Origin of the sequence: Methylobacterium indicum (genome assembly GCF_001043895.1) — a bacterium.
GTDB classification, from domain to species: Bacteria; Pseudomonadota; Alphaproteobacteria; order Rhizobiales; family Beijerinckiaceae; genus Methylobacterium; species Methylobacterium indicum.
The window spans coordinates 1-22354 of record NZ_JTHF01000033.1; the positions used below are offsets into that span (position 1 = coordinate 1).

The 22354-nt window shown below is 65.4% G+C and carries 26 protein-coding genes; 7 read left to right on the plus strand and 19 right to left on the minus strand.

All coding sequences use genetic code 11. The features are described from left to right. Positions 1–401: 401 nt before the first annotated feature. Positions 402–1622: a plasmid partitioning protein RepA gene (gene repA, locus QR78_RS04340; protein WP_048426278.1), complete on the minus strand. Its 1221-nt coding sequence runs from the start codon at positions 1620–1622 to the stop codon at positions 402–404. 633 nt (positions 1623–2255) lie between these two features. Between repA and QR78_RS35705 the strand changes: the two genes are divergently transcribed. Continuing rightward, positions 2256–2624: a LexA family protein gene (locus QR78_RS35705; protein ID WP_202972666.1), complete on the plus strand. Its 369-nt coding sequence runs from the start codon at positions 2256–2258 to the stop codon at positions 2622–2624. A gap of 16 nt (positions 2625–2640) precedes the next feature. Further along, positions 2641–3900, plus strand: coding sequence for a Y-family DNA polymerase (locus QR78_RS04350; protein ID WP_048426279.1), 1260 nt, complete (start codon positions 2641–2643; stop codon positions 3898–3900). A gap of 55 nt (positions 3901–3955) precedes the next feature. Here the strand turns inward: QR78_RS04350 and QR78_RS04355 are convergent, their stop codons facing one another. The 16 genes from QR78_RS04355 to QR78_RS04420 form a co-directional block, all read right to left on the minus strand. Next, on the minus strand, positions 3956–4177 hold the full coding sequence (locus QR78_RS04355) for a hypothetical protein (RefSeq protein WP_048426280.1): 222 nt from the start codon (positions 4175–4177) through the stop codon (positions 3956–3958). Between the two features lie 270 nt (positions 4178–4447). Then, complete coding sequence (locus QR78_RS04360) at positions 4448–4813, minus strand: hypothetical protein (protein WP_048426281.1); 366 nt, start codon at positions 4811–4813, stop codon at positions 4448–4450. Between the two features lie 92 nt (positions 4814–4905). Further along, positions 4906–5193 (minus strand): hypothetical protein, encoded by a 288-nt coding sequence (locus tag QR78_RS33820; RefSeq protein WP_125900868.1) that lies wholly within the window; start codon positions 5191–5193, stop codon positions 4906–4908. 193 nt (positions 5194–5386) lie between these two features. Further along, positions 5387–6664, minus strand: a complete 1278-nt coding sequence (gene repC / locus QR78_RS04365; protein WP_048426282.1) for a plasmid replication protein RepC — start codon at positions 6662–6664, stop codon at positions 5387–5389. Between the two features lie 401 nt (positions 6665–7065). Then, positions 7066–8394 (minus strand): hypothetical protein, encoded by a 1329-nt coding sequence (locus tag QR78_RS04370; RefSeq protein ID WP_048426283.1) that lies wholly within the window; start codon positions 8392–8394, stop codon positions 7066–7068. Positions 8395–8408: 14 nt separating this feature from the next. Then, positions 8409–10682, minus strand: coding sequence for a DotA/TraY family protein (locus QR78_RS04375; RefSeq protein WP_048426284.1), 2274 nt, complete (start codon positions 10680–10682; stop codon positions 8409–8411). 10 nt (positions 10683–10692) lie between these two features. After that, entirely contained in the window at positions 10693–11688 is a 996-nt protein-coding gene (locus tag QR78_RS04380; RefSeq protein WP_048426285.1) for a hypothetical protein, read from the minus strand. Continuing rightward, positions 11688–12698 carry a hypothetical protein gene (locus QR78_RS04385; protein WP_048426286.1) on the minus strand — a complete coding sequence of 337 codons (1011 nt, stop codon included), beginning with the start codon at positions 12696–12698 and terminating at the stop codon, positions 11688–11690. Before QR78_RS04385 ends, QR78_RS04380 begins: the two co-directional genes overlap by 1 nt. Continuing rightward, entirely contained in the window at positions 12695–13459 is a 765-nt protein-coding gene (locus tag QR78_RS04390; RefSeq protein ID WP_048426287.1) for a hypothetical protein, read from the minus strand. The genes QR78_RS04385 and QR78_RS04390 overlap by 4 nt, the downstream gene beginning before the upstream one ends. Beyond that, a complete protein-coding gene (locus tag QR78_RS32365; protein ID WP_082171541.1) occupies positions 13456–14406 on the minus strand; it encodes a M23 family metallopeptidase in 951 nt (316 codons plus the stop codon). The genes QR78_RS04390 and QR78_RS32365 overlap by 4 nt, the downstream gene beginning before the upstream one ends. Next, entirely contained in the window at positions 14403–14804 is a 402-nt protein-coding gene (locus QR78_RS33825; RefSeq protein WP_125900866.1) for a hypothetical protein, read from the minus strand. Before QR78_RS33825 ends, QR78_RS32365 begins: the two co-directional genes overlap by 4 nt. Continuing rightward, positions 14801–15445 carry a hypothetical protein gene (locus QR78_RS04400; protein WP_244276251.1) on the minus strand — a complete coding sequence of 215 codons (645 nt, stop codon included), beginning with the start codon at positions 15443–15445 and terminating at the stop codon, positions 14801–14803. Before QR78_RS04400 ends, QR78_RS33825 begins: the two co-directional genes overlap by 4 nt. A gap of 14 nt (positions 15446–15459) precedes the next feature. Next, positions 15460–15705, minus strand: coding sequence for a hypothetical protein (locus QR78_RS04405; protein WP_048426290.1), 246 nt, complete (start codon positions 15703–15705; stop codon positions 15460–15462). Further along, entirely contained in the window at positions 15702–16334 is a 633-nt protein-coding gene (locus QR78_RS04410; RefSeq protein WP_048426291.1) for a YcbK family protein, read from the minus strand. Before QR78_RS04410 ends, QR78_RS04405 begins: the two co-directional genes overlap by 4 nt. Next, positions 16315–17496, minus strand: coding sequence for a type IV pilus twitching motility protein PilT (locus QR78_RS04415; RefSeq protein ID WP_048426292.1), 1182 nt, complete (start codon positions 17494–17496; stop codon positions 16315–16317). The genes QR78_RS04410 and QR78_RS04415 overlap by 20 nt, the downstream gene beginning before the upstream one ends. A gap of 4 nt (positions 17497–17500) precedes the next feature. Beyond that, positions 17501–18724 (minus strand): type IV secretory system conjugative DNA transfer family protein, encoded by a 1224-nt coding sequence (locus QR78_RS04420; protein WP_048426293.1) that lies wholly within the window; start codon positions 18722–18724, stop codon positions 17501–17503. Between the two features lie 11 nt (positions 18725–18735). On the opposite strand from QR78_RS04420, the gene QR78_RS33830 reads away from it, so the two are divergent. Continuing rightward, on the plus strand, positions 18736–18954 hold the full coding sequence (locus QR78_RS33830) for a hypothetical protein (RefSeq protein WP_125940031.1): 219 nt from the start codon (positions 18736–18738) through the stop codon (positions 18952–18954). A 12-nt stretch (positions 18955–18966) separates the two neighbouring features. Further along, positions 18967–19488 (plus strand): hypothetical protein, encoded by a 522-nt coding sequence (locus QR78_RS04425; protein WP_048426294.1) that lies wholly within the window; start codon positions 18967–18969, stop codon positions 19486–19488. Positions 19489–19510: 22 nt separating this feature from the next. On the opposite strand, the gene QR78_RS04430 is transcribed toward QR78_RS04425, so the two are convergent. Together QR78_RS04430 and QR78_RS33835 are read right to left on the minus strand one after the other, a co-directional pair. Continuing rightward, positions 19511–20083: a hypothetical protein gene (locus QR78_RS04430; RefSeq protein WP_048426295.1), complete on the minus strand. Its 573-nt coding sequence runs from the start codon at positions 20081–20083 to the stop codon at positions 19511–19513. Continuing rightward, positions 20083–20394, minus strand: coding sequence for a hypothetical protein (locus tag QR78_RS33835; protein ID WP_125900864.1), 312 nt, complete (start codon positions 20392–20394; stop codon positions 20083–20085). Before QR78_RS33835 ends, QR78_RS04430 begins: the two co-directional genes overlap by 1 nt. A 589-nt stretch (positions 20395–20983) precedes the next feature. On the opposite strand from QR78_RS33835, the gene QR78_RS35825 reads away from it, so the two are divergent. The 3 genes from QR78_RS35825 to QR78_RS04445 form a co-directional block, all read left to right on the plus strand. After that, on the plus strand, positions 20984–21493 hold the full coding sequence (locus tag QR78_RS35825; protein WP_244276249.1) for a thioredoxin domain-containing protein: 510 nt from the start codon (positions 20984–20986) through the stop codon (positions 21491–21493). A 3-nt stretch (positions 21494–21496) separates the two neighbouring features. Continuing rightward, entirely contained in the window at positions 21497–21766 is a 270-nt protein-coding gene (locus tag QR78_RS04440; RefSeq protein WP_048426297.1) for a hypothetical protein, read from the plus strand. Beyond that, positions 21763–22354: DotI/IcmL family type IV secretion protein (locus QR78_RS04445; protein WP_048426298.1), on the plus strand; the 592-nt coding region annotated here is incomplete at its 3' end. The genes QR78_RS04440 and QR78_RS04445, both read left to right, overlap by 4 nt.

Consider the following 22354-nt stretch of genomic DNA (forward strand, 5'->3'; position numbering starts at 1 on the left):
AGTTGGCCGCGGCCAACTTCTCGGGGTCGGGAGAGGGGCTGACGCGCTCTGCAGCAGCGGGGGTGGGCTGATCCGAGCTAGTGCCCGGAGGCGAGTTGGCCGCGGCCAACTTTCCGAGGTTGGGGCTCGGGGCATATAGGTCCCGGATTGCGTCGCGGCGTTTCATGCTGCCCGCCTCCAAGCGGTGTGGACGGATTCAACCGGGAGGTGTCCGTGCTGTGAGGTGCTGCTGGAGCGAAAGTTGGCCGCGGCCAACTTTTCGCGGGAGGGGGCGTCGCCGACAGGATCGGCAACTCCGGATCCGTCCATGGCCATGGTGGCGTCAGAACGTGAGTTGGCCGCGGCCAACTTTCCGATGCCGGAGATCGTCGAAGTGAGGTCCCGGGGTGCAGCGGCTTGGCTCATGCGACCCGTCCCCAGGCTTTGTGAACGAGCCCGAGGATCTCACGATGGACGGCGTCGAGGCTTTCGTAAGCCCGATCGTAGGTCGCGCGGCCGACGCTGTTTCGATCGAGTTCGTACAGGCTCTGCTTCGTCAGGCCGGCATCGGCGATAGCCGTGGACTTCCAGACGGAGGCGGCGAGAACGTCATCCGCGAACAGGCTGCGCAGGAGAGCAACGATCTGGCTCTGCGGCCCATCGTGCGGCTCGTGGCGCGTCACGACATAGCGGATGAAATCGTGGGAGAGATCGCCACCGGCTTCGCGGACGACCCGCATGAGATCGGAGGCCATCAGCAGAAACTGGGACATCGAGGCGACGTCCACCATCTGTGGGTGGATCGTAATCAGGAGCGAAGTCGCGGCACATACCGCCCCGAGGGTGAGATACCCGAGCTGCGGCGGGCAATCGATGACGACCAAATCGTAGTCCTCTTGCACCGAAGCGAGAGCATGGCCTACGCGCTCGAAGAACATCCCTCCGTCTGCACGTTGCGGGCTGGACAACATCCTGGGAGTTTCGTGCTCGAACTCCATGAGTTCGAGATTACCAGGAACGAGATCGAGGCCATGGAAATAGGTTTTACGAATGATGTCACGCAAGGGCTTGCGTTTGTCGTCGTACCGAATAGCGCCGTAGAGCGTATCGTCCCAGCTCAGGTCAAACTCAGGCTGGATCCCGAACATTGCACTGAGCGACGCCTGTGGGTCGAGATCGACCGCAAGGACACGGTATCCCTGAAGTGCCAACCATTGAGCAAGATACAGGGTTGTTGTTGTCTTCGCTGAACCGCCCTTGAAGTTGACGCACGCGAGAGTTTGCAGCCGCTCGCCACTGCCGCGCCATGGCAAGAAGGTTTTTGCATCTTTTGGCCTTGCTTCGGCGAAATACTTTCTAAGCTCACCGATTTGCGAAAGTGAGTATTGCCTTCTTCCATTCGCCTGTATTTCAGGCGACGGGCCAAGATGCTCAAGCGATAGAGCACGCAGGTGACTATCCGACACAGAGAGAAGCCGCGACACCTCGCCGATTGCAAATTTTCTGAGTTCTTTCTGCGCTTCGGGAGGAAAAAACCGCTCGCGCATCGACTGTAACTGAGTCGATAGAAGGCGAGCATGCGTCGATATGCGATCGTCCGAGGGGGCAGAGGTTTCTACTTGGGATGCAGCAAGCGACGACATAATGCCCCCTTGAAAACGGATTTTATGGCATAATCGGTCAGAACCCGTTTTATATAGCCATAGGCAGTTCATCGTCGCAAGGATTTATTCGTTACCAGTTCTTTAACTTGACGACGGCGAGTGCGCTTGAGCCGGCAGGTTTCCAGGCAGCCCAAACCCCTGCGACCGCTGTGAAATCCAAAGTTGGCCGCGGCCAACTTCCGTGCGGACGCAGGGGGCGTTGGCCAACGAGAGGGCTTTCTCACGCTGGCGCTGTTCACTGGACGGGTGCCGGAGTCCAGCGCCGATCGGGGAAGGCTTCCGACAGGGTGTTATCCACTGAATTCACACCCCTAAACGCAACCTTTCGCTTGACGCGCCACGACTCTCGACCCTGGGCGCAACCCGTGCGTTTGATATCCGTTACGGATTTCAAGACGGAGGGTCAGGCCGATGCGGCAGAGCAAGCGGACGTCCTGGGGTGGGCCTCGGGAAGGGGCGGGGAGACCCCCGGCGGAGCCGACCAAGGTTGTGCGCCTGCCGGTCGACATCGCGGACGCCGCTAGGCGGGCTGCGGCGGCCCGAGGTGGGTCCGGGAGCGGGATCGGCGCCTTCCTGAAGGGTGAGGTCCGGACCTCCGCGAGCGCGCCTCTGGTGACGGCCTCCGTGGCGTGCGGGTTCCCGTCGCCGGCCGAGGACAGCCTCGAGCGGCCGCTCGATCTCAACGAGCTGCACGGGATCGGGGCGCCTTCCGTGTTCCTGGTCCGCGTCGCCGGCGAGAGCATGACCGGCCGGGGGCTGTTTCCCGGCGACATCGCGGTGGTCGACAAGGCGCGTCGGCCGCGGTCGGGCTGCATCGTGGTCGCGTGCCTCAACGGCGACTTCACGATGAAGACCTACCTCAAGCGCGGCGACGAGGTGATCCTGAAGGCCGAGAACCCGGCTTATCCCGACATTACCGTGCCGGAGGAGGCGGATTTCCAGGTGTGGGGGGTCGTCACCGGTTCGTCGCGCGTGTTTTAGAGGCGGGGATCCGCGCATGCCCGGCCTCGTCGCCCTGGTCGACTGCAACAATTTCTACGCGAGCTGCGAGCGGCTGTTTCAGCCCGAGCTTTCGGGCAAGCCGGTAGTGGTGCTGTCGAACAACGATGGCTGCGTCATCGCCAGGAGTAACGAGGCGAAGGCGCTCGGGATCAAGATGGGCGACGCCTACCACCTGCGAAAGCGGGAGTTTGCGGCGTGGGGCGTGCAGGTCTTCAGCTCGAACTACACGCTCTACGGGGACATCTCCGCGCGTGTGATGCGGGTCCTCAGCGAGTTCACGCCGGACCTGGAGGTCTACTCGATCGACGAGGCGTTCCTGGGGCTGGCAGGTTTCGCCGATCCCGAACGGCATGCCCGAGGCCTGCGGGAAGCCGTCGGCCGGCAGACCGGGATCCCCGTCTGCGTCGGGATCGCGCCAACGAAGACCTTGGCCAAGGTAGCCAACCGGACGGCGAAGAAGGACCCGGCGCGAGGCGGCGTGTGCCTCCTCGACGACGAGGCGGCGCAGACGGCCGCGCTCTCGAAGCTCGCCCTCGACGACATCTGGGGGATCGGGGGCCGGCTGGCGCCGAAGCTCATGGCGCTCGGGATCACGACGCCGCTCGAGTTGCGGGCGGCCGACCCGGTGATGATCCGCCAGCGCTTCAACGTAGTGGTCCAGCGGACGGTGCTGGAACTGCGGGGGATTCCCTGCCTCGATCTGGAGCGGGACAACCCAGAGGCGAAGACGATCTGCTCGGCTCGCAGCTTCGGCCGGGCAGTGGAGGGGTTCGACGAGCTTGCGGAGGCGCTGACCACCTACGTGTCGCGCTCGGCCGAGAAGTTGCGGCGGCAGGGGCTGGCGGCCGCGGCGGTCGTGGTGCTGGTGTCGACCAACCGGCACAAGCCGGAGGAGCTGCAGTACCACGCGACCCGACATGTCCGACTGACGATCGCGACGGCGGACACGGGCCGGCTGATCCGGGCGGCGCTCTATGGGTTGCGGGGGATCTACCGGCCGAAGTTTCGCTACAAGAAGACCGGGATCCTGCTACTCGACCTGGCGCCGGCCGGGAGCGTGCAGGGCTCGCTGTTCCTGCGGCCGGACGATCGCCGGCGGGTCGAGCTCATGGGGGCGATTGACGCGATCAATCGCCGCTACGGGCGGGACCGGGTCCGGTTCGCCGGAACGGGCCTCAGCCGGGGCTGGAAGCTAAAGGCTGAGTTCCACTCGCCCCGCTACACGACGCGGTGGGACGAGCTGCTGCGCGTCTGAGCGCACTAGCGAGCCGAGAGGGCAGGGGAGGCGGATGGCTCCCCTGCCTCGGGGATTACCCGAAGAGCTTGAGATAGACGGGGGTCATCCCGATGATCGCGAGCATCAGCGTCATGGTGCCGAGCAGCCAGAGCACGGCGTTGAGCTTGGCCTCGAGGCTGGCGTTCGCTTCCTTGATCTTCATCGCGATGCGTCCCTCGAGTGCCTGGACCACCTTCGTTGCCGTGTCGTCGTCCAACTTAAGCGCCTGGAGCACCTTGAACAATGTGAGCTGCATGGTGCCTCCGTCTCGTTGATCGAGGCCGGGGATGCAGCGCGGGCTCTGGCGCCGGCGGTCCAGGATCGCGGAGCGACCGCGGCAGCGTGCGACGGGGGAGCCGATTTGCGGCAGCAAATTGGGGGGACCGTCGATCCTGGAGGGATGGCGCGCACCCGCACTAGGGTTTCGGCCCGATCGTGAGGCGGCAGGGGGGATGTCGGAAGGGCAAGGCTCAGGAGGGTGGGCAGGACGGTCGCCGGCCGGGGGAGGAGAGCTATGTGTCTCGGGTCAGGGGGATTTGCCGAAGTCCCAGATGGGCACGCCGGGGGATTTGACGGGCTGAAGGCGCCAGGAGCGGGTGACGGGAAAGCGGATGTAATCCGCGTTCACCTCGGTCACATCCTTGGTCAGCGGCAGGAGAGCGCCGGTGAAATCGCCGCGCAGGGTACCGGCCGTCGGGTGGACGCCGAAGAGACGCAGGGTATCCCAGCCAAGCTCTGCGGCCTGAAGGCCCCACTCCTCGATCCATGCCGTGCAGCGGGGGTGCGTCTCGGACCAATCGGTGCCTTTGAGGCCGGGGCAGGGCGGGTGGTCCGGCGAGAGGGAGGCGAAGCCGCTGGACCAGGTGAGAACCAGTTCAAGGGGTGATGTCATAGATGGGATTTACCCCACCCTACGATAGGTTGCAGCACGTTGTGGCGAACGATCCCGTCACACAACCAGAGCGCATTGCTTCGATCAGCCACCTACATTCGATTTATAAAAGCCACTGTTGTAAATATAAATATGACCATTCCGATAATAAAAAATATAACAATCGGAACAAGGATGATGGATCCCTGCACCTGAGCTTTAATTTCTATCTTTTTAAATCTTTTGTACTCATCCCAATCTCTTGGGGCAAGAATCCCATGCTCATTGGAGTTCTCAAAAAGGAATTTTTCATATGGGATACCATGATTTATCATAAAAATATAAAAAAACCATCCAGACAGTGCCATTATCCCCAAACCGATAGTCCAAGCAAGAAACATGACCGCCCCTCTCTATGTCTGACATTCTGCCGAAAAAAGAGATTACAAAGCCAACTCTACACAGATTTATAATGCTAAATCCTGCATAATCACAACGCTCCATGTGTTATTTTCAGAATTGATGACATTATAACACCAGATTGCCGACGAAATCCAGAATGTAACCATACTATGGCCTAACAAACCAGATGCTTCATCCTAACACAACATTGCGATTAAGTCGCTCCCGTCGAAGAGCCTGGAGAACGGGGCCGAGCGAGTATTTTCCATCGCGCTTTCGCTCGGTCAACGTTCGCAGATAGCCACCGGCGCTCTTGATGCTGTCGGAGCGCTCCAGGATCGCCGCGAGGGTGATCGCCGCGGCCTCCGGCCCCATGGCGTCCTGGGCATCAGTCCAGGCCGCGGGGCTGATGCCGAGCATTGGCCGAATTCGATCGGCCGCCTCCATCAGGTCGTTCCACGACCGAATTCCGAAGCGCGCGTAGTCCTGCACCTGCGGGCAGACCTCGAGGACGGAGTGAAGCGGATAGGTCGACCGGATCGCAGTATGGGCGGTTTCGGCACGCTCCCCGCTCGATTCTAATGCACCGGCCGGCTTCTTCCTATCCCCGACTGCCCGTTCACCAACAGGGGTATCAGGTTTTGAACTCTGTATATGCCGCTCGAAGTGAGCGGCATTGCCGCTCGTTTTTTTAGATTCTTGTCGCGCAATCAGGGCCCTACTCAGGGCGAGGGCGAGGGCTTCGAGCGCCTCGCCTAGGGCTGCCACCTCGGCGGGCTCCGGTCGGCGGGGATAGCCACCAACAAGGGCGTTGTAGCACTCGCGCAGCTCGGCCGGGGTCGGCTCTCCGGGATCTCCATCCCCGTCGGCGAGGTCGAGGGCATCAAGGAGCTTGGCGCAGTCGCGTCGGAGCAGGCTGACCGTCTCGCGGGCGACGCTCTGGGCCAGGGCCTCGGCGCGGACGGCATCAGCGAGGGCCGCGAACTCGGCCGCCCGGTGGGCGAGCGGGGTGAGGTCGAAGCCGTAGGCATGAGTGACCTGCCCGCCCTCGCCCCGGCGCGCGTAGCGCTTGCCGTTGGGGCTGTCGCGCCGGATCACCAAGCCGGCCTCGACGAGGGCCGAGAGGTGTCGGCGAAGCGCCGCCTCGGACAGCCCTCGCGCCCGGCCTGCGAGGCTGCGGTTCGAAGGGAAGACCACCAAGTCGGGGGTGTCCTTCGCCGGAGCCAGCATGACCTCGGGCAGGAAGGTGAGCAGGGCCTCGAGCACGACGAGGGTCGCGGACGACAGGCCGAGCCGTGCCTTTGCGGCCGTGAGGTCGTGCAGGACGCGCCATTTCTCGGCGACGATGCCGGCCGGCCGGTCCACGGTCTCGGCCTGGGCGGCAATCTGGGCAGCCGTCAGCGATCGCGCGCCGAAAGGCGCGGTGATCCGCCTGGCCACCTCACCGAGGCGGCCTCTGTTCTCTTCCATACGCCCGATCCCTCTGGTCGGGCCGCGACAGCTCATGAGGTCGCCCCATAGGGGCGCCCTCCTCCAGGCAAAGCCTCTCCGTTACAAGAAACTGCGTTTCTTGCTTGACGCCGGGGGGCGATCTGTGGCTTGTAGGAGGTGGTTTTTCGGCTCCTACAGCCTTCTTGTAACGGTCACTCGGCCCTCACTTCCCGGCAAGGAAGTGGGGGCCGATGGCTTTTCAGGGGTGCTCTGCGGCGGCGTTGAACTCCTGGTAACGACTCGCAGGCCAGAAGCCGGCGAACTGGCATCTCCGGTCCCACGGCGAGGGTTGTCAACCCGAATCACGTCCTGGATGTGATTCGAGCGTATTTTCAACGTAGATAGTGCGTTGTTAGGTCCTTTGCGGGTTAGACTCTCGATCACGCGGGCATCTCAATGTCGAGTGTGAACGAACAGCCTTTGATCGTTGAGATGACCTTCGCGGTTCCAACTGCGCCTTCGGAGTTCCAGTCTCTGCCCTGAATGCGAAGGGCAGTGGTTTTCCGGGTGGCCGTGTGGATGTGCCCGGGGGGTCTTGCCGGGAGGGAGAGGCTCCCGATTGCTCCTGCCCGAACGGCAGCGGCCCGGAAGCGTCGCGCCAACGTGCCTGACAACTCAGCATGGTACACCACATGGATGAGGTTGTTCGCAGCGTGGCCCGGTTTGCCATCCATCAGCGCTTCGACGCACCGTGCGATCACCAATGCGGTGGTGAGGGGAGAGGACGGGCGGATGCAGACGATACCCTGGGCTGAGACGACGGAGCGCAACTCAAGCCCTTCGGTGAGCGAGACGCTCTTGAGGCCGGTGATCTCGGCGGCGTGAGCCGCAAGGGCTATGCGCCCGATCTCGCGAATGGTCTTCGGGATCGCGCAGATCAGATCGAGCGCCGCCTTGAGAGCGACCCCGTCGGCCGACGTGATCTCCTCGGCGCTGACCTCGTGCAGGTCGAACTCGTACTTGCCCGCGACCAAGCGTTCGAGCGCGACTGCGTCGACGAAAGCGGCGTAGAGTTCGAGTGGGTTCTTCTTGCGGCGTTGAGCGACCATTTCGATGAACGGCATCAGCGCCCCGTGCAGGGTCTCGGCCTCGGAACCTAGGCGCATGTCCGCGATGGCAGCGGCCAAGGTCGAGGCGGCGATCCGCAGAGGCGGTCGCGGCACAGCGTCGAGATCGATCGAATAGACCTCATTGTCGCGGCCGAAAGGCCGGGCGAGTTCGATGAACCCCTGAGCTAGCATCTCCTCTTTCTCGACATCTTCCTGAACGTCGGAGTTTGCGTTATCCGCGACATCAGGCCGTGCAATGCCCTCGACGATGATGGCGCCCATCCGGTTCATGCAGGCACCGAACACGAGGTTGCCGATCGCCTGGGCCTGGAACTGCGGATCGTCGCCTTCGATCGCCACGCCCTGGACCAGGTCCTCGCGCCGCAGCCAGACTTGACCGGTCTTCGCCAGGCCGATCGGCCAGGTCGCATCGCCGAGTCGGCATGTGGTCTCGTCGCGGTAGCCGCGGTGTCCGAGGTGGTGCGGCACGCGCCCCGGTGCGCGCCAGCTGCGCCAGCCGTAGGTGAAGTGGCGCAGGTAGCGGTACCCGGCGTAGGCCAGGATCGCCTCGGGCACGAACGGCGCGGCGCACAGCGACACGGCGAGCGCGGTCGCGTACCCAAAATGCCACGCGACCTCTTTGGGGGAGTCATCGTTCATCGGCCGTGTTCCCCTCAACCCTTGGTCCGGCGGCGGATCATCGACAGCATGGTCCGGCCGGCCGCATGTGAACCTGCCCGGGTGCCGGAGGTGAGGGCGCCCGCGGTCTTGGCCGCGTTACTGCCCGGGATCTGGTTGGGTGAATTCGGCATGACGATGCCGGCCGCCGCCGTCGCGGTGGTGCTACCGGCACGTCGCTCGATCTGTGCACCGATCCAGGACAGCACCGTCTCCGGCAGGGCACTAATCTGGCCGGCCGACAGCATGACGATCGAGAACAGGACCACCGCATACACGAACAGGCCGGCCGTCCCGACCATGGCGTAGGCGATGGTGCCGTCGGGCGAGAGCATCGCCAGCGCCCCGCGGAAGAACACGTTCGTGATATCTATGCCCACCCGCATCAACAGGAGCGAGACGAGGAGCCCGACAACGATCAGGGGAGGGCGGAGCAGGATGCCGAGAAAGAACATGTAGCCCTGGCCGCTGTTGCCGACGAAGGAGTCGGATCGGGCAGGCATGAACTTGGTGAGCAGCCAGATCGGTACTGCGATCATCGCCTCCGCGACGACGAGGAACCAGTTGAAGGTGCCCATCAAGAAGTGGACAATAACCACGAATGGCACGAGTCCCACCAGCATAAAAGCGGCAGCGAAAAGAATTGTTGCGAGGAAGTAGAAAAATCCAGACGCTTTCTCGGCAGCCCCCTGCGCTATTTGTGCCGATGGATGCTTGACAAACCCGAGCCCCCAACCGACAAAATCCGAGCCGACACCAGCGGCCGTCGCCCCGAGACCGAAGTTGGCAATGCTCTGGCCGATCTCCTGCACCTCGAGGATCGGGTCCCGCCACGTCGTGCTCTCCGGCCGGCTGATGACCCCGAGGACGCCCGAGTAGATCGCGGACAGCGCCCTGGCGAAGATGTTCGGCGGGTCAGCCTGCGCCACTGGGTCGTCGCTGGCGATGCGCGCGACGCTGCCGGTGCCTTGGGCGGCGATGAAGCCGCTGAACGTCCCGACATAGGTGACATTGCGCTGCGCCTCCTGGGCAAGCGGCCAGTAGGCGCTGTGGCCGAGCGACGGCATGTAGGTGGCGATGCTGGCCGGGGGCACGGCCGACACCGAGGCGCTTGGGCCGGCGGACGCAGCGAGGAGCTTTGCCTGGACGAGGCTCATCGAGCGCTGCCACATCGCGGCCGAGAGCCAGCCGTTCGAGGTCGAGTTGTCGAGGTAGGTACGCAGGGTCTGGTCGAGCTGAGTGTTGTTGCCCTGGGTCAGGCTCTGGCTGACGCTGGTATAGGCTGCATCGATCGCCTCCTTGATGCGGGTCTGGATCGCCTCCTCGTCGCGGCTGCCGGACATGATGGTGGTGGCGATCCCGCTCGCAGCACCATCAAGGCTCCCGATCGCCGCCTGGAACGCGCGCTGGCTCTGCTGCTCGGCCAGCGAGATCAGGAGCGATGTCGTCGACGCGTCCGTCGTGTCGGCAAGGTTCACATTGATCTTCTGGTGCTCGTAGACGACCGAGCCACACAGGTTGTTCGATTTGCGGAAATACCCGTTCGAGTCGGCAAAGTAGTACGTCGTCGTCTGCGGGCTCCACGATCCGAAGCTGCCAGTGTCGGTGACGGTCCGCGAGACGATCGAGGCAGCATTGGCGCGACCTGACACGTTGTTGGCATATTGCTGCAAGGATTGAGCGCAGACGTGACCGTAGAGCCGGGCCTCCAGCACCTTGGCGAGCTTGCCGCGCAGGGCGAAGTCGCCGAGCGCCTGGGTCGGCTGGGCCAGCGTACCGTACATTCCGGTGAGCTGGGTGCCTGCGACCCGGGTCCAGAGGGTGTCGCCGAACCCCGACCCCCAGACCGCGATCTGCACCACCAGGATCTGGACGAGCGACAGGCCGGATTTGATCGGCAGGCTGAGGATCGCGCCGGTCATCACCCGCAGCAGGGTGTACTTGGCGGAGGATCCGCGGCCGAAGGCCTGGCCGTCGTTCGCGGTGTCGGCGACCAGCGAGTAGAGCAGGTAGCAGGCAAGGATCGTCGAGACGATCAGGCAGCCGATATTGAAATACCCCAACGCCACCGTGAGCGGGCGGTCGTCCGAGCAGGTCGCGGCGGTCCACACGCCGTCGACCACGCAGCCGAGCAGCTTGCGCAGGTTGATGAGCGCCAGGTCGTTCTGGACCGGCGTGAAGATCTCCTTGCCGGTCGTCTGCGCCTGAGCTGCCGTTGCGGCAGCGAGGAGACCGAGGCTGCCAGCACCGGCGGCGATCCTGCGGAGCATGGGGGGATCCCTAGAGGTTGCCGCCGGCCTGGGTGGCCAGAATGGTGCCGAACACCGCCGAGGTGCGGGCCTGCTGCTCGATGAGCTGCTGCCGCAGGCTGAGCGACATCGAGCGCATGCGGGTGAGTTCGATCAGCAGCCCGTGCTCGGACTGGCCGGCGAGCCCGGCCGACCACGCCTCGAACTGCGGTCCGCCGCCGTACTGGCCGATCAGCGCGTCGAGCTGGGCGAGCGGCGAGCCGGCGGTGGTGCCGGTCTGGTGGTCGTCGGAGGACGACATCGCCCGCACGGCGCTGAGCGAGACGAGTGCGGGCGAGCGCAGGGCCTCGACCTTGCGGGCGCGTAGCATCATCACGTCGGCTTCGGCGCCCGGCATGGCGGCGGTGGGCTTTGGCATCGGCAGCCCGGCCATCGCCTCGATCACGGCCTTGCGATCGTCGTCGCTGGCGGAGGGATCGAAGAACACGGCGGCATCTGTCTTGGTCGGATCCTGCAATCGGCTCCGGGCGGCCTCCTGGACCGGGGTGTTCTTGCCCGGCGCCACGTCGAGGCTGCGGTAGGTCTCCCGGCCGCTCTTCGCGACGTTGCCCATCGAGCGGCTCGTCGAGTTCATCAGGTCGATCGAGCCGCAGGCGTTCACGCCCTGGCCGGTGTCGATCCCGTACTGCTCGCGCGCGTCGACGAGGGCGCGGCGCTGCGAGACCTGGGACAAGGTCGAGGCGACGGCCTGCTGGGTGTTGCTGGCGAGGTTGACCTCGCGCTCGCCGTTGGTCGAGGTCTGGGCGGTCTGCACCTTCATGGCGGACAGCAGCAGCTCGAGGGTGAGGCTGCGCTGGGTCGCGACGTTGGTGCCCATGGTGGCCACCCGGGTGGTCAGGGTGGCGGTCGCGCTGTTGTGGCCGGCGATCCAGATCGGATCGGCCACAAAGCAGGTCTGAGCCGCCGCCGGCGCGGCGAGGCAGGCCGCGAGGGCGGCGGCGGAGACGGCGAGGAGGACCTGTTTCATCACGGCGCCTGGAAGCTCGCGGGGGTGAGGGAGCCGCGGTTGACCGCAGGCACGCTGTTCGTGAGGCGGGCATTGACCATGGCGAGCAGCAGCGCCGCGGCGGTGGCCTCGGTGCGCATGCCGCGCTTGATCTGGTGGGCGAGCAGCGCGAGGTTGGCCGCCTCCATCCGCACGGCGTCCTGGATGATGCCGCGATCGTGCTGGCCGGCCACGCCCGCCGCCCACGCCGCGCCGCCGTCGTTGCCCTGCCAGTGAGTCGAGAGGTTCCGCGCCTGCGCGATCGGGCCATCGGCCCGGTAATCGGCCGCGATGTCGGCGAGCACGACCGCGGTCATCGAGCGGTAGGTGTCCTTCCCCGTCTTCTCCAGGCGATCCCGGTCGCTGGTGGCGGTCGCGGCGGTGTCCTGCGGTCGGTTGTCGGGTGGACCGACGACCGCGTTGATGAATTTGGACGCCCCCTGCGCGTCGCCGCTGTAGAGCGCGGCGCCGTCGGGGGCGGCACCGGACGTCATGTCGTTGACCCAGTCCTTCGGGTCGGCATAGCGGCCGGGCTGGGCACGCACGGGCGTCACGATCTGCTGGCGGGCGGCGGGGGACCCGGTCATCGCCGTGTAGAGGCCCTGCGCCTTCGTGTTCGAACCGCATGGATCGTAGCCGACCGAGCCGTAGCGGTGGGTGGCCTGCGCCACGGCCTGGCGCTGCTCCTGGGTGACGACGGTGGTGGCGAGCGCCTCGCTCGACGCCCGGAAGCCGTTCGAGACCTGGTCCGACCCGGCAGCGCTCTGGGCGGTGAGGACCTTGACCGCCGAGAGGAGGCGGGCGCGCTCGGCGATCTCCTGGGTAATCAGGCTGGCCTCGGTGGTGGTGATCGCGCCGGTGATCGCGGTGGTGAGGGTCGAGGTCGCGACGTTCACCCGCGCCTCGACGCCGAAGCAGGTCTGAGCCTGAACCGGAGTGACGGCGCCGATCGCCGCGACGGCGAGGCCCGAGAGGAGAATGCGACGGATCATGGGCTGCCTCCCTGGCGGCTATCGCCGCCCATGCCACCGAGGATGACGCCGACGAGGCTGGCGCGCGCGCCGCTCATGATCGCCCCCTGCCGGCGGGCCATGACGAGATCGGCATCCTGCTCGGCCGTGGTGGGGTTGGGCTTCACGGTGGGCAGGGGGGTGACGACATCGAGGTAGTCGGCTGCGGTCATCACCTCCTCAGCGCCGTAGTCGCGGTTCAGCAGCCAGGGCGCGGCGTCGGAGTCGCCGGCGCCGAAGCCGCCAGGCTTGGCGCCGGTGCACCAGCCCGTCTCCTGCTCCGAGGGCGAGCAGTAGAAGGTCCGGCGCTGATCAAGCGTGACGCCCATGCGCTCGGCCGCGTCGCCGCCGCTGGTCAGCCAGCGCTGGTCGGCCTGGCGGAAGGCCTGACGAACCTTGGTCGCCGACGACTCGCTGTCGCGTTCATCCGAGAGCCCCAGGGCAATCGAGCAGGCGGCGTAGCCTGTCCCTGTGTCGTAGCCGTACTGGTGCTGGATGCGGGCAAGCCGCAGGGCGTTGTCCTGGCTCACCAGGGTCGAGGCGGCGGCCTCGGCCGCGGCCTTGTGGCCGTTGGTGGTCTGGAGGGCGGTGGCGCTCGACTGTGCACCGGAGACCTTCATGGCGGAAATCATCCGCTGAAGGGAGATCTCCCATTGCGGGAACAGCCCTTGCGCCTGGGCGGGAGACGCCAGGGCGAGGGCGAGGACGGCGCCGGCCGGAAGGAGGAGGAGCTGGCGCGTCACGGCCGGACCTCCACGGGTCGGGCATCGAGGGCATAGAGCGCGACGAGCTGGGCGAGCGCGGCATCCATCTGCGCGTCGTAGTCGAAGGTGTTGGCGGTTAGCTCGGTGGCGTTGTTGCGCGCCAGCTCGATGTAGAGGCTGCGGTTGGGCTGGTTGGCGACCTTGACCGCATGGTCCTCCGAGCCGGTCGGTCGCTCGGCCGCACTGGCGATGGCGGCCTGCTGCGATTGGGTGTCGGAGCGGGACACGGTCTCGCTGGCGGCTCCTTCATTGGGGCCGGGCGAGCAGGTCTTCGGCAAGGTCGTGTCACGCGGCCCCCCCGCCATATCCTTATACTTGGCGGTGATCGGTATCTGCCGCGGCAGGAACGGTTCAGGATTAACGTAGTACCATGCCGATGGCACCGCCGACTTGATCGCGTCAGCGGTCAAGGGGCTGCTACTCTTACGGGATCCCTCGCTCCAGACACGTCCGTTGGTGCCGCTCGCCGACAAGGCACTCCCCTTAAGGAGCGTCCCCAAATGGAGGTGCGGGGCGCAGTGATCCATGCCCTTGCAGCCCATCGTCCCAACCTGTTCGCCCGCGGCGATCGTGGGACTCTGCCTGTTTTGGAACGTGGCGACGTTCATATGAAGATAAAGAAACCGAGTATCCCCCGACACAACATCGGCGATCACCCCGCCTTTGCCGAAATTTCTATATTTTACGCTTCCTGATGACCCAGAATATATCGGCGTTCCAGCGCCTTGGCTGTTAACAATATCCAGCCCCTGGTGATATCCGGCCGAAGCACCAGGCCGACCACTCCGATCTACGCCAAATGGCGATGAGACCCTTTGGCCGCCGGGGCTCATGATATCGACGGTCAGGCAGGTGCCGGCGATCGTTGGTTCACAGAAGAACGCCAACGATGAAACTGCAATGACGGTCGAGGCGGCGCGCTTCATTGAACGATCCGCGCATCATTTGAGCAAATACCGAAGTTTGTATTGTTAAAAATTATCTTATTTCCGCTGATTATTTTAATTGAAAACGCATCATCATCATCCTCATCTGCGCCCTCGCGCAATTCCATAGGCACATTCTTATCCCAATCGCATTTTGTTTTTACAGCAATGTATTTACCTCTCGGTTTTAGACTCTTGACCGTACAACGTCCTTCGCCCTCGTCGAAACGTTGGACGATCCGCTTCTCTTCGATCTTCAAGAATGGCTTTTTGCAGTCAGGTCCTTTTGGGCCGTCATGCCCCCACACACCGACAGGCAAATTGAGCTTCTGGGCTTCCGCTAAGGCTACTGAACCGAGGAACAAGGCAGAAGACAGCAGAACGATACGAGCAATCATCGCATAATCCCTTCAAAGCCGGTGCCGGTCGTGGCCCCGGACGACTGCGGAACGACAATCGTGGATGTCGAGGACGACTGGGACGTGTCCGGCTGCACCACCGTGGTCGAGGTTTGCGTCGGGCTCAGGTTCAGCGCCGACCCGAACGCCGAGTTCTGGACGTGGCTGTACGAACCGATGTTGGTGATGCTCGGCAGCGTGATCGGCGTGATCGAGCCGTTGAGCTGCTTGAACAAGTCACCGGTGATAGAGCTCTGGAAGCTGGTCATCTGACGATTGATGCTGCTGATCGTATCGCGCAGCTGATCGTCGAGGATCTGGCACACCTGGCGCTTGGCCTGGTCGATCACCGACTGCACCAGGTTCGTCGCCGCGCTCGTGAGGAAGCCCGACAGGTCCGGGATCAGGTTCGAGAGGTCGAACCGCTTGAGCAGGTCGCCGGCGATGCACGAGTTCGGCCCGTTGAAAAACGACGACGGGTTGACCTTCGCGGCGTCGATCAGCGCGATCTGGCGCTGCACGGCCGCGTCGGCGGCCTGGCGCACTAGGCAATTATTGCCGGTCGACTGCGCGTGAGCCGGCGCGGGCACGGCCAGCGCGAGCCCGCCGGCGACGGCGGCGAGGAGGATCGAGGACCGCACTTGCGGGATCCGAGCTAGAACGCCGGCCATTTGCCACCTTCGATAAACTTCGCCCAAACGTATTTGAGGAACCGCATCGGGGTCATCTTGCGGTGGTTGCAGTAGGCGAGGAACGCCGCGTACATCCCCATCGCGATGAACGTGTAGCGGCTCAGAGCCGTGATGATGAGCAGCGGGAAGAACACCGCGATGCTGCCGTGGATACCGAAGAACCGCAGCGGCACGGCGGACCAGCGCCATGGGAGGTGACCATCGCTCATGCGGGCTCCTTCGGTTGGGTGATCGGGGTGCCGGGCGCCGGCTGGCCGGGCGGGGTCTTGCGCCCCCGGCCCCAGACCCGCGCCTCGCCGATGTCGAGGTGGCAGAAGGTCGGGTAGATCCCCACGCCGCCGCGGCCGCACAGCGCGCCGGCCACCGCGACCGCGTCCGGGGCGTAGCCCGAGGCCTTGAGGTCGACGGCGCGGCCAGCGAGGTGGAGCGAGCCCCGGGCCGCTCCCTCGAGCCCGGCATTGTGCTTGGGCGTCCGGTAGCCCGAGGTGACGATCAACGGCACGGCCGAGCCGTGGACAGCGCTCATCGCGCCCTGAACCGCCGCCAGGAGATCGAACAGGCGCGGGTCGATCCAGACCGCCGCGCTGGCGTCGCCGACATCGCGCAGCAGCCAGGAGAGGAGGAGGAGGTCGCGCGCGTTGTAGCCGTCCGGAGTCCGGACGATCGCGCTCACCTCCTCGCGGGTTCCCTCGCGGCGCAGCCATAGCCGCACTGGCGCTGCCGCCACAGCGACAGGGGCGCCGGCGAGCGCGGCGGCGTAGGCGCGGTCGAGTCCGGGCAGGGTGGCCGCGAGGGTGCCGGCCAGGCCGGTGAGGAGGCTACGCCGCGAGACGGGCATCGCGGTATCCGTAGCGGTCGAGGACGCGGCGGGCGGTGGCGACGTCGATCACGCCCGCATCGAGGGCGGTCTTCACCGTGACCTTCATCGAGCGGCCGTCCTCGCCGCGCGCGATGATGGTGCGCAGCGTCTCGACTGCCTCGGCCATGCCGGCCCGCGCCACCTCGCGCCGGACCGGGTCGGTGAGGACCTGCCATTCGCGCAGGCAGACCCGCCCGCCGCCGACCCGGGGCACGAGGAGCTGGGAGACCAGGAGGTGGGTGGACGTCAACACGTCGTGGAAGGCCTGGACCTGGAGGTCGGCCGGGAACTTGAGCGTGAGGCGCCGCAGGATGTGGGCGACGTCGTTGGCGTGGGTGGTGGTGTAGATCGGGTGGCCGGTCTGGGCCGCTTCGACGCTCGCCAGCACCGTGTCCATGTCGCGCAGCTCGCCCACGAGGATGAGGGCGGGCTTGCGACGGAGCGAGTTGCGCACCCCGGCGGCGAAGGACGGCAGGTGCACGCCGATCTCGTGCTGCATGACGGTGCAGCTCGCCGACGGCACGGTCTCGAACACGAACTCGATCGGCGCCTCGTAGGTCAGCACGTTGCCGTAGATCGGCGTCGGCTCCTCGAGGATGCGGCGTGTCAGGGCGGCGAGCGTCGTCGTCTTGCCCGAGCCGGTCTCGCCCGCGATGATGACCGCGCCCTGCGCCGGGGTCGACTCGGCGACGATCTCCGGCTCGGTGCCGTTCTGCGCGACGGTCGGCGGTTCGGCCGGGATGTGGCGGCAGACGATCTGCACGCCGACGTCGCCCTCGTAGTAGCCGGCGGTGACGTTGATGCGGAACCGGTGCCCGATCGCCTCGCCATGGCGGTCGCCGGCGTGCTGCTCCTGCACCGTGATCGCGCGGTCGAAGTCCTGCCCCGAGTAGAGCTTGGACATGATCGACTCGGTGGTGGTCAGCTCGGTGGCGATGCGCGCGAGCGTGGTCGGCTGGAGCCAGGTCTTGGTCAGCGCACAGAGACGGCCGTGCACGGAGGCGAGCACCGGCCGGCCGGACTGGAAGATCACGTCCGAGGCGCCGATCGCGACGGAGTGGATGAGGAGCCGCGTGACCTCGGCGCGGCCATGCACGACGATCGGCTCCTCGGGGTAGCGGGTGGCTCCCTTCCACTGCATCGGCCTACTCCGCAGCCACCGCGGTCACCACGGCCGGGCCGGTGGCGCCCACGAATTTCGGGGTGACGACGATCTTGAGGAGGCGCTGGTCGACCGCGGCCGAGCGGCCGTTGCGGCTGATCTTGAGGCCGGTGGCGCGCACCTTCACGAGCGGCAGGCTGACCGCGCCGGCCGCCGCGAGCTCGCCGTAGCGGCGCATGCCGAGGAAGTCCCGGTCGAGGCGGCCTAAGCCGTCGTCGAAGGCGGCGCGGGCCTGGGCGATCCCGACCTCGAGGCCGCCCTTGTAGCCGATTTCCCAGTTCGCCTTCTCGGCGTCGCCCTTCGGCGGGGTCCAGGTCGTGCGGCCCTCGGGCGGCGGGGTGACGGTTAGGTAGTCGCGCCAGTTCGGCGGGATCACGGTCACGCGGGCGTCGCGCACGATCTCGAACGATCCAAGCGTGGTGACCAGGAGGGTGCGGGTCGGGGTCTGGCGCACGTCGCGCAGCTCGGAGACCACCGGGGGCACGATGTCGCCACCGATCATCACGGCGGGGAACGGGTAGCGCGCCTCGAGGCGGGCGGAGATCGCCGGCGTGTCGAGGTAGGCGGCGATGCGCCTCGACTCCTCCAGGTAGCCGTCCTGGATGCCGGCCGAGCGGCCGGTTCGCTGGACCACCTTGGTCGGCCGGTTGGCGTCACCGAACACGCCGGCCGAGTAGCGCTGGAAGTCAGGGTTCGACGGGTGGGGTGGCGCCGGCGGAGGCTGGTTGTCGCCGACATTCGGCGGGAACGGCTGGCTGTCGCCCCCGGGCAGGCTCCGCGGGCCGTTCGCGATCTGGTTCAGGACGTTGGCCTGGGCCGCGCCGCCGGCGCCGTAGTATCCGGGCGGCGGGTAGCCGCCATAGCCGGGCGCGCCGTAGCCGGGCGCGCCGTATCCAGCTCCGTACCCGGGCGCACCGTAGCCCGCGCCGTAGCCGTAGCCGTAGCCGTAGCCGTAGCCGGGAGCCGCGTAGCCGCCTCCGTAGGCGGGCTGGGCGTATCCGCCGCCATAGCCGCTGTAAGCGGGCTGGGTGTAGCCGCTGTAAGCGGGCTGGGTGTAGCCGCCATAAGGCACGCCGTAGGCGCCCGCGGTCGCGACAGGCGCACAGGCCGCCGGGTTCTGGGCGCAGTAGGTGTTGGCGACCTGGGCGGTCGCCGGGAAGGCCGCGATGCCGAGCGAGGCGGACAGGATCCAGCGCATGAGACGCATGGTCAGACCCCGTGCTCGCGCAGCTTGGCGTCGACATGGCCCGAAGTGCTGCTGCCGGTGCTGACGCAGGCAGGCAACAGAACGGCCATGCCGAAAAGCACAACAGCCAATCGGACAAGATATTGAATGCGCGAGCGGTCCATGTCGAAGCCCCGATATTTTTTATTGATATTTGTCTTGCCGTCATAACCCCGATTGATCCACAAACTCCATTCAATGCACATCCTTGATGGACTGGATCGATGGGGATCGGATCGTTTCTCTCGGCGCGGATCGCGCGCCGGGTCGGGCCGGAGCACCGCACCTTCGCGGCGATGACCGGGACCGTGCTCGGCGGCGCCCATGCCGCCTGCCCGGTATGCCGGCGCGGCCACCTGCTGCCGGATCGTAGTGCGCCGAACCTCCGCAAGTGCGACGACGCGAGCTGCGGGGCGACCTTCAACCTCCCGGAAATCGGCCGGACCTTCGCGCTGGAGGGGGCCGATGTCCGCGACCTGGCGCGCGAGGCGCGCCGGCAGGCGTTCGTCCTGTTCCTCGCCGCGGTCGGGATCAGCGTCCTGGCGGCGGCCTGGGCGGTCTTCGCCCGCTCCTTGCTCACGCTGCTCGGCGCCGTGCTGCTCTGCGCCGTGGTGCTGGCGAGCGCGCTCGTGCAGCGCTACCGCGCCTGGCAGATCGAACACGGCCGGATGTTCGAGACGCGAGCGCCGCTCGGCGCCTTCGTGGTCGCCGAGCTGAGCGGCCTGCTCGACCGCAAGCGGCCGTGAGGGGAGGGGCGGGCGCATCGTCTCAGGCCCCGCCGATCATCGAGCAGACGTTGCCGAGCGACACGTCCATCTTGATCGTGGCACCGACGATCTGGGCGACGTCGTTGATGAAGAACGCCAGTGTCCCGCCGACGAGGTACAGCACGGCCGAGCCGGGACCGGCGCCGTGCTGGCCCGATGTGGCGTTGTAGAGCCGCATGCCGGCGACCAGCCAGGCGAGCGCACCGAGCGCCATGAAGAAGTAGGTAATCGCGCCCTTGATGTCTTCGCAGGTCGAGGAGCGCGGCGTCGATCCGTAATTGAACATGTTGTAGGTGAGGTCGCCACCTAGGACGAACGTGTTCGCGAATTTCCAAAGCAGGACGGGCGCGACGATCATCGCGCTACCGAGCATGAGCTTGCCCATCGCGCCGTCGATGCTCGCCGGGCGGTTCGTGAACTTGTGCTCGCCGGCAGCGATTGCGTAGAGGCCGAAGAGAGCGGTGACCCCGTACACGACCCCGAGGAGGGCCATCAGCAGGAAGACGAGGTTGACGACGAGCGGGAACACCTCGGTCAGAGAGACGAGGACACTCCCGAGATCCGGAACGGCCATCACTGAACCCTTTTTGAAATCTTGGACTGGTATTCCAGTGCCTCTATCCGCTCCTCGAGCGCGTTGATGCGCGCGATCAGCTCTTCGTATCGCAAGTTCGTTGGGTCAATGTCAGGGTTCGGCCGGCGATATGGCCGCTTCTCCTCAGCTCTCCCATCATGATACTCGAATTTTGATCTGCTCTTCTTCTGTGTCTCAGGCGTCGTTGCGTCATCGGGTGCAGCGCACACAAGGCTCGGGATACCGGTTGTGAGTACAGCCACGAGGGTTGCATTTCTTAACCAGCTTTTAACGAAGCTTTTCTCGGCCATGTCTGTTTAAGCCTTTCGATCTGGCCGGGACGCTTGCCTGGGCCTTACTGCAACCCCTGACGCGGGAAATTTTCGATAACATGCAGCACACCACTACGTACTGCTAGATATAACGATCGTTGCAACACGAATGATCGTGCCTGAGATGCAATCATACTCCTCTATCTGAACCAGTTGGCTACGGTAGCCTTGGACCTTAATTGACACGTCGTGTCATTCTTCGCAATAAGAGCCCCAACACGAACGTCAACGACTCTGGTGGGGCGGCTCAGGTATGGAGAACGCAGTAAAACACTTGGCATGGGCCGGATCTTTCGTTGCATGTGTCTATCTTGCAACGTCTAACAATTGGCAGCCGATCGCGCTTCAGATCGCATTGCCGAGCAATATTTTACCTTTGTCAGCCCTTCCGGGAAATATTCCTCCTACTGCCGGTTCTCCTAATTCCGCCAATCCAACCAGTTCGTTAGTTCCTGCCGCGCCGCCTGCCCCACAGGTTGCGTTAGCGCCTGCCGTCACACCCTCTGCGGTTGCCCCGACCTACGTCCCGGCACCCGTCACCGCACCCGCGCCGCAGCAGGCGGGGACCGTGAGCTATGCAACGATCGAGGATCCGAAGGCCGCCAAGCCGGTCATGGAGCTTCTGTCCAAGCTCGCCTCAGTCGTCGACGCGCCTGCGGGCACGCCGGAGGGTCAGATCGCGACGATCTTCTTTGATCCGCGCTGCCCGTACTGCCACGCTGCCTTCACCGCCCTGCATGGCCGGATCGCGGCGCGCTGGGTGCCGGTTGTGGTCCTCGGCGATCCCGAGGGCGGCAACCGCATGGCGGCCGGCATCCTCTCGGCCACCGACCGGGTCGCAGCGCTCAAGGCCGCCTTCGAGACCAAGGGCGCCAATCCGGCGGCTTTCAGCGCCGAGATCGCCAAGAAGCTCGATGAGAACAAGGAGGCCTTCGCCTCGATCTTCGCGGCCTCCCCGGCCCTGCGCCCCGGCGTGCCGACGATGTTCGTGCCGCGGCCCGACGGGCGGCTCGCGATCATGGTCGGCTACGAGGTGGGCGACGACGCCAAGGTGCGCGCCGTCTTGACCGGCAGCTGACGGATGGCCCGCCGCGCTTCCATCGGGGCGTTCAGCCTGCCCTCGCCCCGCGGGTGCCTGTCGCCGTCGGCGCTCGCCGACCGGATCGAGGGCTATTCGCGCGCCTCGTCCTTCCTCGCCGGCGCGGTCTTCGCTTCGCTGATAGCGATGATGTGGCTTGCCTACCTGTCGATCAAACGGGCCGAGGTGATCCCCTTCGTCGCCGACGGCGGGGTGTTCGGCTGCGAGGTCAGGATCGTCCCGCCGCCGACCGCGGGAAGGCCGCAATCATGAAGTCGGCCGACCACATCTCGCGAGAGGTCGATGCCGGCCGGATGATGCTGCGCAATCAGTGGCAGTGGATCCTGCTGCTGTCGCTGTTCCTGACGCTGTCGCTCGTGGTCAACGCGCTGCTGTTCTACAACGCGTTCATCCGGTTTCCGGTCAAGCAGTTCATCTGGACCTCGGACGCGCAGTCCGTGTGCGAGGCGATCCCGCTGTCCGAGCCGAACATCTCTCAGGCGCGCCTGAAGGAGTTCGCGGTCTCGTCGGCCGTCCAGCTGAATAGCTACGACTACGCGAACTGGCGCGCGCTCATCAACAACGCGCTGTCGCAGTCGTTCACGCCCAAGGGCCGCGACCGCTACCGGGCGGCACTGCAAGAGAGCGGCATCATCCAGAAAGTCGTGACGGGCTACCAGACCGTCTCGGCCGTGACGACCGACCCCGCCAACATTGCGGAAGAGGGCAAGATTTCGGGCCGTTACTACTGGCGCGTCGAAGTTCCCTTGCAGATCTTCTATCGCACGAACGTCGAGACCCGGGTCGAGCGGCGCCTCCTGACCATGACGATCGTGCGGATCGACCCCTCTCCGATCAACC

Excerpts from the sequence above, each read along its gene's own strand:
- QR78_RS32365 (WP_082171541.1), bottom strand. The coding sequence starts at position 14,406 with ATGAAGCGCGCCGCCTCGACCGTCATTGCAGTTTCATCGTTGGCGTTC.
- QR78_RS04410 (WP_048426291.1), bottom strand. The coding sequence starts at position 16,334 with ATGCCCGTCTCGCGGCGTAGCCTCCTCACCGGCCTGGCCGGCACCCTC.
- QR78_RS04440 (WP_048426297.1), top strand. The coding sequence starts at position 21,497 with ATGGCCCGCCGCGCTTCCATCGGGGCGTTCAGCCTGCCCTCGCCCCGC.
- QR78_RS04355 (WP_048426280.1), bottom strand. The coding sequence starts at position 4,177 with ATGCAGCTCACATTGTTCAAGGTGCTCCAGGCGCTTAAGTTGGACGAC.
- QR78_RS04360 (WP_048426281.1), bottom strand. The coding sequence starts at position 4,813 with ATGACATCACCCCTTGAACTGGTTCTCACCTGGTCCAGCGGCTTCGCC.
- QR78_RS04425 (WP_048426294.1), top strand. The coding sequence starts at position 18,967 with ATGGGGATCGGATCGTTTCTCTCGGCGCGGATCGCGCGCCGGGTCGGG.
- QR78_RS33825 (WP_125900866.1), bottom strand. The coding sequence starts at position 14,804 with ATGATTGCTCGTATCGTTCTGCTGTCTTCTGCCTTGTTCCTCGGTTCA.
- repA (WP_048426278.1), bottom strand. The coding sequence starts at position 1,622 with ATGTCGTCGCTTGCTGCATCCCAAGTAGAAACCTCTGCCCCCTCGGAC.
- repC (WP_048426282.1), bottom strand. The coding sequence starts at position 6,664 with ATGGAAGAGAACAGAGGCCGCCTCGGTGAGGTGGCCAGGCGGATCACC.
- QR78_RS33835 (WP_125900864.1), bottom strand. The coding sequence starts at position 20,394 with ATGGCCGAGAAAAGCTTCGTTAAAAGCTGGTTAAGAAATGCAACCCTC.
- QR78_RS04380 (WP_048426285.1), bottom strand. The coding sequence starts at position 11,688 with ATGAAACAGGTCCTCCTCGCCGTCTCCGCCGCCGCCCTCGCGGCCTGC.
- QR78_RS04370 (WP_048426283.1), bottom strand. The coding sequence starts at position 8,394 with ATGAACGATGACTCCCCCAAAGAGGTCGCGTGGCATTTTGGGTACGCG.
- QR78_RS04405 (WP_048426290.1), bottom strand. The coding sequence starts at position 15,705 with ATGAGCGATGGTCACCTCCCATGGCGCTGGTCCGCCGTGCCGCTGCGG.
- QR78_RS04430 (WP_048426295.1), bottom strand. The coding sequence starts at position 20,083 with ATGGCCGTTCCGGATCTCGGGAGTGTCCTCGTCTCTCTGACCGAGGTG.
- QR78_RS04350 (WP_048426279.1), top strand. The coding sequence starts at position 2,641 with ATGCCCGGCCTCGTCGCCCTGGTCGACTGCAACAATTTCTACGCGAGC.
- QR78_RS04415 (WP_048426292.1), bottom strand. The coding sequence starts at position 17,496 with ATGCAGTGGAAGGGAGCCACCCGCTACCCCGAGGAGCCGATCGTCGTG.
- QR78_RS33820 (WP_125900868.1), bottom strand. The coding sequence starts at position 5,193 with ATGTTTCTTGCTTGGACTATCGGTTTGGGGATAATGGCACTGTCTGGA.
- QR78_RS04375 (WP_048426284.1), bottom strand. The coding sequence starts at position 10,682 with ATGCTCCGCAGGATCGCCGCCGGTGCTGGCAGCCTCGGTCTCCTCGCT.
- QR78_RS04420 (WP_048426293.1), bottom strand. The coding sequence starts at position 18,724 with ATGCGTCTCATGCGCTGGATCCTGTCCGCCTCGCTCGGCATCGCGGCC.
- QR78_RS04385 (WP_048426286.1), bottom strand. The coding sequence starts at position 12,698 with ATGATCCGTCGCATTCTCCTCTCGGGCCTCGCCGTCGCGGCGATCGGC.